The following is a 15,275-nucleotide window of genomic DNA, read 5'->3' on the forward strand; positions in this document are numbered from 1 at the left end:
CCCTTCGGGTACGGAGCCCGGAGCGCCCGGCGCCACGTGCCCACCCCTCGCGGCGGCACCTGCCCCGGCCGTGCGCTCCGCGCCGCCTCGCGGCGGCGACCCCGCGCCCGGCACCGCGCCACCCCGGCACCGCGCCGCCCCGGCACCGATCAGCCCCACCGCCCCCGCCGCCCCGAAGCCGTAGAGCCAAGGCCCCGCCGATCGGCGGACCCCAGGACCGCCGAAGGTCCGGAGGCGTCCGCCCGGCGGCGTGACGGACCCTTTCCGAGACCGAGTTCACGAGGACACCTTCCGATGCCTGCGCACGAGATCCCGCACCAGACTTCCGAGACTCCCGTCATGACGGAGGACGGCGTGCGCGACTGGCTGACGTCGGCCGTCGCCGCGGCCGCCGGACTCGACCCGGCGTCCGTCGCCCCTGACCGTCCGCTCGCCGAACTCGGCCTCGGGTCGCGCCAGTTGGTCACCCTGGTGGCCGAGCTGGCCGAACGGGTCGACCGCCCCCTGGAACCCGCCCTGGTCTTCAACCACCCGACCGTCGCCGCCATCGCCAGCGCCGTCCTGGCGGAGGGGGAGCCCGGCCGGTCCGCGCGGGTCCCGGCCGGCAACGCGCCCTCCGGGGCGGCGGGTTCGGGCGGACGCCCCGACGACGCCGTGGCGATCGTCTCGATGGCCTGCCGCTTTCCCGGCGGCGCGGACGACCCGGAGGCGCTGTGGCGGCTGCTCGACGCGGGCACCGACGCCGTCTCCGACGTGCCCGCCGGCCGGTGGGACACCCAGGGCCTGCACGACCCCGACCCGTCCGCCGCGGGTACCGCCTACACCCTGCGCGGCGGCTATCTCGACGCCATCGACCGCTTCGACGCCGCCTTCTTCGGGATCTCCCCACGCGAGGCCGACGCCATGGACCCGCAGCAACGGCTGCTGCTCCAGACGGCGTGGGAGACGATCGAGCGCGCCGGGATCGTCCCCGGGACGCTGAACGGCAGCTCCACGGGCGTCTACGTCGGCCTCTACGACAGCGGGTACCTGGCCGGCGCCCCGCTCGCCGGGCTCGACGGGCACACCGGCACCGGGTCCGCCACCAGCGTGGCGTCCGGGCGCATCGCCTACACCCTCGGCCTGGAGGGTCCCGCCGTCACCGTCGACACCGCGTGCTCCTCGTCCCTGGTCGCGCTGCACCTGGCGGCGCGCGCGCTCGCGGCGGGGGAGTGCGACCTCGCGCTCGCGGGCGGCGCCAGCCTGCTCGTGACCCCGCGCGGGCACGTCGAGTTCAGCAGGCTGCGGGCGCTGTCCCCGACCGGCACGTGCGGCCCGTTCTCGGCGGGCGCCGACGGCGTGGTGTGGGCCGAGGGGTGCGGTCTGGTGCTCCTCAAACGGCTCGCCGACGCCCGCCGCGACGGCGACCGGGTGCTCGCCGTGGTCAAGGGCTCGGCGATCAACCAGGACGGCCGCAGCCAGGGGCTCAGCGCCCCGAGCGGGCCCGCGCAGGAACGCGTGGTGCGGGCGGCGCTCGACGCCGCGGGGCTGCGCCCCGGCGACATCGACCATGTCGAGGCGCACGGCACGGGCACCCCGCTCGGGGACCCCATCGAGGGCGGCGCGCTCGCCGCGGTCTTCGGTCCCGGACGGCCGGCCGGACGGCCGCTCGGCGTCGGCTCGTTGAAGTCGAACATCGGGCACACCCAGGCCGCCGCGGGCATCGGCGGGGTCATCAAGACCGTGCTGGCACTGGAACACGAGCGGGTCCCGGCGTCCCTGCACGCCGACACGCCGACCCCGCGGGTCGACTGGGCGGGCGGCGGACTGCGTCTGCTGGCCGCCGCGCAGGCGTGGCCGTACGACCAGGAGCGCGTGCGCCGGGCCGGGATCAGCGCGTTCGGGATCAGCGGCACGAACGCGCACGTGATCCTGGAGGAGGCACCGAGGCCGGCCCCGGTGCCCGCGGTGTCCGACGCGGCTGCCGTCCCGTCGACCGAACTGTCGGCTCCGGTGGCCGAGCTGTTCGCCCCGGGGACCGCTCCGGCCTCCGAGCCGTCCGCCCCGGGGACTGTTCCGGTCTCCGAGGCGGCCCACCCGGCTGCCGCCCCGGCGGCCGAGTCCTCCGCCCCGGTGGCCGAGTCCTCCGCCCCGGTGGCCGCCCCCGCCCTCTTCCCGCTGTCCGCCCGCTCCCTGCCTGCCCTGCGGCAGCAGGCCGCACGGCTGCGCGACGAGCTCCGCGCGCACCCCGGCACCCCGCTGCCCGCCGTCGCGGCCACGCTCGCCCACCACCGCACTCACTTCGAGCACCGCGCCGTCGTACGCGCCGGCGACCGGGACGAACTCCTCGCCGCACTCGACGCGTTGGCGACGGGCGACGACGGCGACGGGCCCGAGCACCTCACCGGGCCGCTGCGGTCGGCGCCCGTCGGCAAGCTGGCCTTCGTCTTCCCCGGCCAGGGCAGCCAGTGGACGGGCATGGCGCGCGACCTGCTCGCGCACGACGCCGTGTTCGCCGACGAACTCGACCGCTGCGACGCCGCGTTGCGCCCCTTCACCGGCTGGTCCGCCGCCGCCGTGCTGCGCGGCGACGCGGGCGCACCCTCGCTGGACCGGGTCGACGTCGTCCAGCCGGTGCTGTTCGCCGTGATGGTGTCGCTGGCCGCCGTCTGGCGGGCGCGGGGCGTGCGGCCGGACGCGGTGATCGGGCACAGCCAGGGCGAGGTCGCCGCGGCCTGCGTCGCCGGGGCGCTCAGCCTGAGCGACGCCGCCGCCGTGGTCGCCCTGCGCAGCCAGGCCCTGACCGAGCTGTCCGGCACCGGCGCCATGGCGGTCGTCGGCCTGCCGCACACCGAGGTCGAGCCCCGTCTCGCCGCGCTCGACGGCCGGGTCTGCGTCGCCGCCGTCAACAGCGGCCGCTCCACCGTCGTCGCCGGAGACGTCGCACCGATGGAGTCGCTGATCGACGAACTCGCGCGCGAGCAGGTCTTCGTGCGCCGCCTCGACGTCGACTACGCCTCCCACAGCGCCCAGGTCGAGCCGGTCCGCGCGGCCGTACTCGACGAGCTGGACGGCGTGCTCGCCACGCCCACCGCCGTGGCCTGGTACTCCACCGTCACCGGCGCGCCGGTCACCGAGGAGCTGGAGGCCGGGTACTGGTACGCCAATCTGCGCGAGCCGGTCCGCTTCGGCCCCACCGTCGAACGCATGACGGCCGACGGCTACCGCTGGTTCGTCGAGCTGAGCCCGCACCCGTCGCTGCTCACCGCCCTGCGCACGGTCGACGAGGACGTCGTCGCCGTGGGATCGCTCCACCGGGACGCGGACGGCCCCGCCTGCCTCGACCGGGCCGCCGCCGAACTCCACGTCCACGGTCGGTCGTTGGACTGGCGTCGGCTCGTCGCCCGCACCGCGCCCGCGCAACTGCCCACCTACGCCTGGGAGACGCCACGGCACTGGATCGAACCCCAGCGCACGACCGCGCACCCCGGGCTGTTCGACCGGGCCGCGCACCCGCTGCTCGGCGTCCAGTTGCGCTCGGCGGACGACTCCCGCTGGACCTTCCGCAACGAGTGGTCCCCGGCCACCGCCGACTGGCTGCCCGACCACACCGTGCACGGCCGGACCGTCGTCTCCGGCACCACCCTCATGGAGCTGTGCCGGGCCGCCCTCGCCGTCGCCCGACCCGACGAACCGGCCGACCTCACCGGCCTGTTGATCCTCGCGCCCCTCGTACTGCCCGCCACGGGCACGGTCGAGGTGTCGGTGGACGTGGTCACGGAGGCGGCTGCACCCGAGATCACCGTGCACAGCCGCCCGCGCGGCCAGGCGGCGGACGGCTGGACGCTGCACGCCACCGCGTCGGCGGCTGCACCCGCCGCCCCGCGCACCCAGCCGCCCCCGGAGTGGCCGCGGACCGCCGAACAGGCCTGGACCGCCGACGCCTACCCACGGCTGGCCGCGCTCGGGCTCACCTACGGACCCGCCTTCCAGGGCGTCCGCGAGGCCGTACGGACCGGTGACGGCACCCTGTTGGCGCGGCTCTCCCTGCCGACCGCGGCGCGCGACCTCGCCGACCCCTACCCCCTGCACCCGGCGCTGCTGGACGCGGCGCTGCACGCGGCCGCCGCGTTCGACGACGGCGGCCGGGTGCTGCTCCCGGTCGCCGCGGCCCGCTGCGTGCTGCCGCCCGGCGGCGCCACCGACCTCGTCGCGGCCGTCCGCCGCGACACGGGTGCGGACGGCGACCTCACCCTCGACGTCACGCTGTGGGACACCGACGGCATCCCGGCCGGACACCTCGAAGGCGTACGGCTGCGCGCCGCGGACCCCGCCGACCTCAGCGCCGCCTCGGGCAGCGCACGCCATCTGTACGAGGTGGCCTGGACGGCCGTGACCGCCACCGCGCCACCGCCCGCCGAGTGGGCCGTCGTCGGCGACGTGCCGGACGGGCTCGTGCCCGGCCTGCACGCGGCGGGCGTCCGCACCGTCGCGGCGGACGGCGCCGGGACCGTCGTACGGTTCTGGCCCGACCCGGCGTGCCCGCCCGGGCGGGACGCGCCCGAGGAACTGCCCGCCGCCGTCCGCGCGTTCGCGGCCACCGCCCTCGCCGAGGTGCAGGCGCTCGTCGCGCTGCCCGCCGGCCGGGCGCCCGCCCGGACCGTGTGGGTGACGCGCGGCGCGGTCGGCGCGGCCGACGGCGACGCCGTACCTGGGCTCGCGCAGTCCGTCCTGTGGGGGCTGGCCCGCAGCGCCCGCGCCGAACACCCCGATCTCGGGCTGACGTTGCTCGACCTCGATGGGGCGGACCCGGACCCGGCCTCCCTCGTGGCCGCCCTCGGCCTGCCGGACGAGTCCGAGATCGCCGTCCGCGAGGGAACACCGCTCGCACCCCGCCTGATCCGGGCCCGCACCCCGCAGCCCCCCGCGTCCCCCGACAACGACAGCCGGGCCTCCGCGACCCGGGCCCGCCACCCTGTCGTCCCCACCGACGGCACGGTCCTCGTCACCGGCGGACTCGGCGCCGTAGGTCTGCACATCGCGCGTCTGCTGGCCGAACACGGCGCCCGCCGACTGCTGTTGACCTCGCGGCAGGGCGGGGACGACCCCCGCGCCGCCGACGCGATCGCCGAACTCGCCGCGCTGGGCGCCGAGGCCGAGGTGGCGGCCTGCGACGTCGCGGACGCGGGCGCGCTCGCCGCACTCCTCGACGGCGTGCCGCTGCGCGGCGTCGTGCACTGCGCGGGCGTCCTCGACGACGGCGTGGTCACCGAACTGACCCCGCAGCGCCTGGAGACGGTGCTGCGGCCCAAGGCCGACGGCGCCGCGCATCTGCACCGGCTGACCGCCGGCCGGCCGCTGGAGCTGTTCCTGCTGGTCTCCTCCGCCGCCGGTGTCGCGGGCAGCCCCGGCCAGGGCAACTACGCCGCCGCCAACGTCTTCCTCGACCAACTCGCCCATCACCGGCGCGCCATGGGTCTGCCCGCGGTGTCCGTCTCCTTCGGCGCCTGGGCCGGCGAGGGTCTCGCCGCCGCGCACGCCGACCTCGCGCGCATGGCCCGGCTCGGCCACCGCGCCCTCACCCCCGAACAGGGCCGCGACCTCGTCGACCTGTCCCTGCGCCGCGCCCGCCCCCACCTGGTGGCCTGGTCGCTCGACCTGCCCCGGCTGCGCGAGTCGGCCACGGGACCGCTGTGGAGCGCGCTGCTGCCCGCGGCCCGCACCGGCGCCGAGGGCGGCCGCGGCCTGGCCGACCGGCTGGCGGCGCTGCCCGGACCCGAGCGCGCCGAACGCGTGCTGACCCTGGTCCGCGAGGAGATCTCGCGCGCCCTCGGCCTGCGCTCCGCCGCGTCCGTCCGCCCCGACCAGCCGCTGCGCGACCTCGGCATGGACTCCGTGACCGCGGTCGAGCTGCGCAACCGCATCGGCCGCCGCGTCGGCGTGAAACTCCCGGCCACCCTGCTCTTCGACCACCCCACCGCCGACCGGGTCACCGCCCATCTGCTCGCCGGACCGCTCGCGACGGCCGACCGCGCGACGCCCGCCGCCGCGCCCGCCCCCCTCACCCAGGTCCCCTCCGACGAGCCGATCGCCGTCGTCGCCACGGCGTGCCGGCTGCCCGGCGGCGTCGACGGCCCCGAGGCGCTGTGGCGCCTGGTCGCCGAGGGCCGCGACGCGATCGGCCCCTTCCCCGCCGGACGCTGGGACGTCGAGTCGCTCTACGACCCCGACCCCGACGCCCCCGGCAAGTCCTACGCCCGCGAGGGCGGCTTCCTCGACGACATCGAGTCCTTCGACGCGGGCTTCTTCGGCATCACCCCGAAGGAGGCCGCGGCGATGGATCCGCAGCAGCGGCTGCTGCTGGAGACCGCCTGGGAGGCGCTGGAGCGCGCCGGGACCGTGCCCGCCACGCTCGCCGGCAGCACCACCGGCGTCTACGTCGGCATGTTCGGCAGCGAGTACCTCGCGGGCTCCCGGCTCGACCAGCTGGACGGCTACGTCGGCACCGGCTCCGCGCCCAGCGTGGCCTCGGGGCGTCTCGCCTACGCCCTGGGCCTGCACGGGCCCGCGCTGACCGTGGACACGGCCTGCTCGTCGTCGCTCGTCGCCACGCACCTCGCCGCGCAGGCGCTGCGCGCCGGGGAGTGCGACCTGGCGCTCGCGGGCGGGGTGACCCTGATGGTGACCCCGCAGACCTTCGTCGAGTTCAGCCGCCTGCGCGGTCTCTCCCCGTCCGGCCGCTGCCGTTCCTTCTCCGACGACGCCGACGGCGCCGTCTGGGCGGAGGGCGCCGGGATGGTCGTACTGAAGCGGCTGGGCGACGCGCACCGCGACGGCGACGAGGTGCTGGCCGTGCTGCGCGGCACCGCCGTCAACCAGGACGGCCGCAGCCAGGGCCTGTCCGCGCCCAACGGGCCCGCCCAGGTGCAGGTCCTGCGCAGGGCGCTGGACCTGTCCGGGCTGCGCCCCGAGGACATCGACTTCGTGGAGGCGCACGGCACCGGCACCACGCTCGGCGACCCCATCGAGGCGGGCGCCCTGGGCGAGGTCTTCGGCGGGCCCCGCCCGCACGGCCGGCCCCTCCGGCTCGGCTCGCTGAAGTCCAACATCGGCCACACGCAGGCCGCTTCAGGTATCGCCGGACTCATCAAGGTGATCGAGTCGCTGCGCCACGACACCCTTCCGCGCACCCTGCACGTGGCCACGCCCAGCCGCCATGTCGACTGGGCGGACAGCGGTCTCGAACTGCTCCAGGAGGCCGTGGACTGGTCGCCGGGCGAGGGGCGGGTCCGGCGCGCCGGGGTGAGCGCGTTCGGGATCAGCGGGACCAACGCCCATGTGATCGTGGAGGAGGCACCCGCGCCGGCACCCGCACCCGCGCCCGCACGTGAGGCCCCGGCCGCGGCACGGGCGGCCGACGCGGGGGCACCCGAGCCCGCCGGGCACCCGGCGGCGAGCGAGGCGGCACGGCCCGCCCCGCCCCAACCGGCCCCCGGAAACCGCCTGTTCGTGCTCTCCGGACGCAGCGAGACCGCCCTGCGCGGGCAGGCGGCGCGCCTGCTGGCCCACCTCGGCGACGGCGCCGCGCTGCCGGACGTCGCCCGCACGCTGGCCCGGCACCGCAGCCACTTCGAGTGGCGGGCCGCGGCCCCCGCCGCGGACCGCGACGAACTCCTGCCCTTCCTGGAGGCGTTGGCGAGCGGCCGCAGGACCCTGCCCGTGCCGCGCGAGGAGCAGGCGGGCAAGGTGGCCTTCGTCTTCGCCGGGCACGGCGGCCAGTGGCCCGGCATGGGGCTGGAACTGGCGGACGAGTCGCCCGCGTTCCGCGCCGAGCTCACCCGCATCGACGAGGCGATACGACGCCGGGTCGGCTGGTCGGTGCTCAACGTGCTGCGCGCGCCCGAGGAGTTCTCCCCGCTCGACCGCACCGAGTACCTCCAGCCCTGCCTCTTCGCCGTCAACGCGGCCCTGGCCGCCGCCTGGCGGGCGCTCGGCGTCGCGCCGGACGCCGTCCTCGGCCACAGCCTGGGGGAGATCGCGGCCGCCCACGCCGCGGGCGCCCTCACCCTCGACGAAGCGGTCACCGTGGTCACCGGGCGGGCGGGCGCGGTCGCCCCCCTGACCGGCAAGGGCGGCATGATCTCCGTGGAGCTGCCGGCCGCCGACGTGGACTCACTGCTCGCCCCGTACCGGGGGCGGCTGTTCGTCGCCGCCGTCAACAGCCCCCGCTCCACCGCCGTGTCGGGGGAGTCCGAGGCGCTCGCCGCACTGCGGCAGCGGCTCGAGGAACAGGGGATCACCGTCCGCGGCCTGTCGACGCCGTTCGCCTCGCACACCCCGCTGATGGACCCCGTGCGCGGCGAGCTCCTGGACCGGCTCGCCGAGGTGCGCGGCACACGGGCGCCGGTCCCGCTGTACTCGTCCGTCCTCGCCGAGCCCGTCGACGGCGACCGGCTGGACGGCGCCTACTGGTTCGCGAACCTCGGCCGGCCCGTCCGGTTCGCCGACACCGTGCGCCGGATGCTCGACGACGGCTACCGCTACTTCGTCGAACTCAGCCCGCACCCCTCGCTGCTGCCCTCCGTCGAGGCGGTCGCCGCGGAGGCGGGCGTGGACGCCGTCGGCATCGCCTCGCTCCGCCGCGAGCAGGGCGGCCACGGCGTACTGCTGCGCCGGGTCGGCGAGTTGTACGAGGCCGGGCACGCCCCCGACTGGTCCGCGCTGTTCCCGGACGGCCGCCGTACCGCCCTGCCCACCTATGCCTTCGACCGCGAGCGCCACTGGCTCGCCCCCGCCCCGGCGGGCGCGGCCGGGTCCTCACCGCTGCTCGGCACCCACGTCGAGGCCAGCGACGAGCCCGACCGGCACCTCTTCCAGAGCGAACTCGACCTGCGCGACAGCCGCTTCGGCTACCTGACCGACCACCAGGTGACCGGCGAGGTCTGGCTGCCCGGCGCGGCCTTCCTCGACCTGGCCCTGGAGGCCGTCCGCGCCGTGCACGGAGACGGCGCCGTGCACCTGGACGACATACGGTTCCTCCAGCCGCTGCGGCTGGCGGCCGAACGGCCCGTACGGCTCCAACTGGTGCTGCGGCCCGCCGTGGACGGCGCCCGCGAGTTCACCGTCGCCGCCCGCACGGACGGCACCCCGTGGACCCGGCACGTCACCGGCCGGGCCCTCGTGCCGACCACGGAGAGCGAGCCGGCCGCGCCGCCCCGGCCGGTCGCCGCCCTGCGCGACGCGTGCGCGGACCCCGTCGACCTCGCCGCCGTCTACACCCGCCTCACCGCCCTCGGCATCGACTACGGCCCCGCCTTCCGCGGCCTGGAGGAGGCCGCGCGCACCGGCACGGCCGCGCTCGCCCGGCTCGCCGAACGGCCGGGAGCGGGACACCTGCTGCACCCGGCGCTCCTCGACGCGGCCCTGCACACCACCGCCCTGCCCGGCGACGCGCCCCAGGGCCGGGCCTTCGTGCCCGCCGGAGCGGCACGCCTGCACTTCACCGGCCGGCGCACCACGCCCGTCTGGGCGAGCTGCGAACTGCGGTCCGTGCAGGGCGACTCGGCCACCGCCGACATCCGGCTGTGGGACGCCGAGGAGCGACTCGTCCTCGAACTCGCCGAGTTCCGCCTCGCCGCCCTCTCCCCGCTCGACGGCGCCCTGTTCGAGACCCGCTGGCAGCCGCGCCCGGCCCCCGCGCGGAGCAAGGACGCCGAGGACGGCGGCTGGCTGCTGCTCGCGGACGGGACCGGCGTGGCCGACGAACTCGCCGCCCGTCTGGGCGAGTCCGCGCCGCACGTCGTCGCCCGCCGCGGCGACTCCTACGCCACCGAGGGCCCCGGCCGGTACGTCCTCGACCCCACGGACCCGGCGCAGCTGCGCCGCCTGCTCGACGAGGCGTTCCCGGACGCGCCGCCCGCCCGCGTGGTGCAGCTGTCCGCGCTCGACGCCCCGCCGGTCGACGGCACCGCGACCGCCGACCTGGCCGCCCGGCTGTGCTGCCTGAGCACCCTGCACCTGGTCAGGGAGCTCACCGACCGGCCCCGTGGCCGCTCCCCGCGCCTGTTCGTCGTCACCCGGGGCAGCCAGGCCGCCGGGGACAGCGGACACGTCACCGGGCCGCAGCAGGCGCTCGCCTGGGGCTTCGGCCTCACCGTGGCGCAGGAGCACCCCGAGCTGGCGGCCACCCTGATCGACCTGCCGCCCACCGGCGGCACCGACGCGCTGTGGACCGCGCTGCGCGACGCCGACGACGAACGGCTCGTGGCCCTGCGCGGCGCCGAGCGGCTGGTGCCGCGGCTGGCCCGCACCCGGCCGGACGACGACGGCGCCGCCGCCGCGCGGACGACGGACGGCGTGCACCTGATCACCGGCGGTCTCGGCGGCCTCGGCCGGGTCGTCGCCGAACGGCTGGTCCGGCGCGGCGCCCGCATCCTCGCCCTGCTGAGCCGCGGCACACCCGACGCGGACGCCGCCGGGTGGATCGAGGGGCTGCGCGAGCGGGGCGTCACCGTGCTGCACGCCCGCGCCGACGTCGCCGACCGCGCGGCGCTCACGGCCGCCCTGGCAGCCGTACGACACGAAGCAGGCCGTATCACCACCGTCGTGCACACGGCTGGTGTGCTCGACGACGCCACCCTCGCGAACCTCACGGAGGAACGCGTCCTGCGGGTCCTCGCTCCGAAGGTGCTCGGCACCGCACTCCTCACCGAACTGGTGCCGGAAGCCGACGACCTGATCCTGTTCGCGTCCGTCGCGGGACTCGTCGGTTCGGCCGGACAGGCCCCGTACGCGGCCGCCAACGCCTTCCTCGACGCCTGGTCGCACCACCTCGGCCGCACCGGACGGCGCTCCCTCAGCCTCGACTGGGGCGCCTGGACCGGCGTCGGCATGGTCGCCGGGTCCGGGGTCCGCGCCGAGCAGACCGGCCGCTCCGGCCTCGTGCCTTTCACGCCCGAGGAGGGCGGGGAACTGTTCGACCGCGTCCTCACCAGCGGGCGCAGGCAGCTCGCGCCCGTCGCCCTCGACTGGGAACTGCTGGCCCTGGACCCCGACACGATCCGCACCCGCCCCGTCCTCGCCGACCTGGTGACCGCCCCGACCGGCGGCGGCGCCACCGACGACCTGGTGCGCAGGGTCTTCGCGGCGACCACCCAGGACGAGCGCACCACCTGGCTGGAGACCTATGTACGGGCCCGGGTCGGCGAGGTCTCCGGCGGCACTGTCGACGCCTCCGCCACGACCGCGCTCAAGGAACTCGGCCTGGACTCACTGATGCTGGTGCGGCTGCGCAACGCCTTCGCCCGCGACCTCGGCGCCGAACTCCCCGCGGCCGACGTGTTCTCCGCCAACGACATCCGTGGTCTCGCCCGCGCCCTGGCGACCGCGCTCCCCGAACGACAGGCCACCGCCGCGGAGCCGGCCCCGGCCCCGCGGGAGGTGCCCGGGACCGAACTCCTGCCCGCCACCCGCGACGTCGTACGACTGCTGCGCGGCGCACCCGCCGACATGCCGCAGGCGGCCCACGGCGTCGGCCTCGCGTTCGGCCTCGCCGCACCCACCACGCCCGAGGCGCTCGGCGCCGCCGTCGACCGCCTCACCGCCCGCCACGCGGCGCTGCGCACGGCCGTCGTCACCGGAGCCGAGGGCGGCCGTCTGCTGCGCGTGGACCGGGAACCCGCGCGGTCCCCGCTGCGCTGCACCACCCTCGGACAGCACGCCGCGCTCGATCCGGCCGACCGGCTGCGCGCCCTGCTGGAGCCGCCGTTCGACCTGACCGAGTCCCCGCTGTGGCGGTTCGAGCTGCTGGACGCCGCCGAGCGCGGCCAGATCCTGCTCCTCGGGGCCCACCACGCGGTCAGCGACCTGCAGTCCCTGCTGCTCGTCGCGGGCGAACTCGACACCGAACTGTCCGGCACCCCGCTCGACGGGACCCGCACCAACCGCGACATCCACCTCCTCGCCGCCGCGCAGCCCGCCGACGGCGGCCCGCGCGCCGGCGCCGACCCCGAGTGGCGCGAGGCGTTCCAGGGCAGCGAACGCCTGGAGCTGACCCTTGCCCGGCCCCGCCCGGACAGCCGCTCCTACCGGGCCGGAAGCGTCACCGTGACGATCCCGGACGGGCTGATGGACCGGGTCGCCGCGACCGCGAGCCGGCTCGCGGTCACCCCCGCCGCCTTCTGCCTCGGCACCCTCACCGTGCTGCTGGCCCGCGCCCGGGACCGTGAGCGGTTCGTGCTCGCCGTGCCCGTCGACACCCGCATCCACGCCGACGCCTACGACGCGGTCGGGTTCTTCGGCGTCCCCGTGCCGTTCCCCGCGCGGGCCGACGCGGACGAACGCGTCGAGGACGTGCTGCTGCGCACCGACGAACGGCTCCGGCGCGTGGTGGCCAAGGGCGCCGTCTTCACCGACGCGCTCGCCGCCCTGGCCGGGCAGGGTCTGCACCGCGCCGCCGCACCCCTGGTCGAGGTCTACTTCAACTACGTCCGCGCGGCGGGGCGGTTGGCCGCGCTGGAGGTGCTCCCGGCCGGTACGGGATGGTCCGACCTGGACCTCATGATCACCATGACCCCCGACGCGGGGCGCATCCGGCTGGACCACAACCTCGACATCCTGGACGACCGGAGCGTCACCGCCCTGGCGGAGGACTTCCTGCGCCTGCTGGACCGAACGGCCGAGGACCCGGCCCACCCGGTGCGGGCACCCCGCGCCGCCCTGGCCCTCGCCGCCACCTTCGCCCTCGGCCACCTGCCGCAGTTCGCCGGCGCCGCGCTGGCCGCGAGCACCGAGCCGGACGGCGGCCTCACCGGCGGCCGTGAGCAGACGAGTCGGCCCGTCGCCGAGGCGCCGTACCACCACGTGCTCGCCGCCCTGCGCGACCCGGCCGGGGTCTTCGCCGACCCGGCCACCGCGGTCGGTGTGGCCCTGCTGCGCGGTACGGACCTCGAACGCTTCGGCCCGGTGGACGACACCCTGCTCGCCGAACTGCGCACCGCCTACCCGGCCGCGCTGCGGGCCCTGGCCGAACGCACCCGCAAGCCGCTGATCGTGGGCTTCCCGCCGAGCGCGCGGGAGGACGAACGGCTGCGCCGCTGGGAACGCGAGATCGCCGGCGAACTCACCGGCCGGCCCGGGATCGCCGTGCTCGGCCCCGACGACTGGACCCCGCACGGCCACCCCACCGGTGACCCCTTCGACGAGCGCACCGAACGCCTCGCCCACCTCCCGTTCACCACGCCGTTCCAGGCCGCCGTCGCGCTGCGCCTCACCGAGGTCGTCCGCGCCGCGCTCCGGCCCGCGCCCAAGGTCATCGCCGTCGACGGCGACGAGACCCTGTGGGGCGGGGTGGCCGGGGAGAGCGGCCCGGACGCGGTCGACCTGAGCGGCCCGCGCGCGGAGCTCGCCCGCCGGCTGCTGCGCTGGCGCGAGGCGGGCGCGCTGCTCGCGCTCGTCAGCAACAACGACGAGGCGACCGTGCGCGCGGTCCTCGACCGCCCCGAAAGCCTTCTCGGCGCAGAGCACTTCAGCGTGATCTCCGCCGCCTGGGAGCCCAAGCCGCTGCGCCTCGCGGACGCGGCCCGCACGCTCAACCTCGGTCTGGACAGCTTCCTCTTCCTGGACGACAACCCGGCGGAGATCGCGAAGATGCGGGCCGCGCATCCCCAGGTCCTCTCGGTGACCTGCCCGCCCGCCGGGGAACTCGGCCCGTTCCTGGACCGGTTGTGGCCCCTGGTGCCGGCCGCGGTCACCGCCGAGGACGCCCTGCGGGCCGGCTTCTACGCACAGGAACGCGAACGCGACGCCGTGCGGGCCGCGGCCGGGTTCGAGGAGTTCCTCGACCGGCTCGGTCTGGAGGTGGACATCCGGCCCGTGTCCGACGGGGACGTCCAGCGGGCCGAGCAACTCGTCCGCCGCACCAACCAGTTCACCCTCCGCGCCCGGTCCGCGGACGGCGGCGACCTCGCCCGCTGGCGGCAGCGCGGCGAGGTCTGGACGGCCGCGGCCCGGGACCGGTTCGGCGACTACGGCCAGATCGCGCTGCTCGCCGTGCGCGCCGAGGACGACCAACTGGACGTCCTTGCCTGGCTGATGAGCTGCCGAGCGCTCGGCCGGGGCGTCGAGGAACGGCTGCTGACCGCGCTCGCCGACCGCGCGGAGGAACTGGGCTGCCAGAAGGTCCGGTTCACCGCCGAGCGCACGGCGCGCAACGCGCCCGCCCGACGGCTGCTGGCCGCACTCGGCGGCGCCGACCCGGAGGACGCGCGCCTGGAGGTGGTCGCCACCCCGGAGCAGCTGCGGGCGTTCCGGTCCTGGCGGCGGCGGTGAGCCGGTCCGGTGGCGGGAGGCGTGGCGGTCGGGCGACTCAGCGACAAAGCGACATGCCGACGAAGGAATCCGGAAGGGAAGCGGAACTGGTGAAGGGCTCTCATGCGTGACGTGAACGAGGTGACGACGGCGACGGCCTCCGCCGACCAGCGGGCCACGGCCGAGTCGATAGAACGAGGCGGCGGCCTGAGCGTCGAGGACCTGCTGGCACGGGTCGTGTCCTCGGCGACGGGGGGTACGGCGACGGGGGAGACACCGGTGGCGGGGGGTCCGGTGGCGGGGGGTGCGGGGGAGACGCCGGTGGCACCAGGTGCCCCCGTCGCGCCCAAGGCCCCCGAGGCCCCTGAGCCCTCCGGGCCGGTCGTGCGCTCCGGGCCGGACGGGTCCGTCGTGCCCGATGTCGACGGACTCGCCGCCGCCATCGCGGCCGTGGCGGGGCGCCATGTGCCGGGCGGCCGGCTGGCCCCGGACGCCGACTTCTTCGACGCCGGGGGCACCTCCGTGCACGCGGTGGAGCTGGTGGCCGACCTCGAAGGCGAGCTCGGCATCGAGCTCGACCTCGACGAGGTGTTCGCCGACGCCCGCCCGGTCAACCTGGCGCGGCACTGGCTGCGGACGGCGACGGGCACGACGGACCTCCCGGCGCCCGCACCGATCCCTCCGGCCGCACCGATCCCTCCGGTCGCCCCGCTCCCGGCGGCCTCGGCGCTCCTGGCCGCCCCGCACCCGCCCGCTCCGCTCACGGCGACCCAGGCGCTCCCGGCCGCTCCGGCCGTCTCGGCCCCTTCGGCCGCCGCGGCCACTCAGGCCGTCTCGGCCGCCCCTGCCACTCTGGCAAGTCAGGCCGCTCCGGCCACCCCGGCGGCTTCGGCCGCCGTGCCCACACCCGCCTTCCCCGCGGTGATCCCGCAGACCCCGACCACCCCCGCCCTCGCCCCAGCTCCTGTCCCCGCTCCCGCCCTCCCCCC

General features: G+C 77.0%; 2 protein-coding genes. Both read left to right on the top strand.

Annotation, left to right across the window (positions count from 1 at the left end; translation table 11 throughout):
* The first annotated feature begins 339 nt into the window (after nt 1-339).
* Nucleotides 340-14,307 carry a type I polyketide synthase gene (locus tag WN71_RS34100; protein WP_079178331.1) on the top strand — a complete coding sequence of 4,656 codons (13,968 nt, stop codon included), beginning with the start codon at nt 340-342 and terminating at the stop codon, nt 14,305-14,307.
* A gap of 102 nt (nt 14,308-14,409) precedes the next feature.
* On the top strand, nt 14,410-15,275 hold an 866-nt coding region (locus WN71_RS34105; RefSeq protein WP_143074912.1), incomplete at its 3' end, for an acyl carrier protein.

It is taken from the genome of Streptomyces mangrovisoli, from assembly GCF_000974985.2.
Classification (GTDB): domain Bacteria; phylum Actinomycetota; class Actinomycetes; order Streptomycetales; family Streptomycetaceae; genus Streptomyces; species Streptomyces mangrovisoli.

Excerpts from the sequence above, each read along its gene's own strand:
- WN71_RS34100 (WP_079178331.1), top strand. The coding sequence starts at position 340 with ATGACGGAGGACGGCGTGCGCGACTGGCTGACGTCGGCCGTCGCCGCG.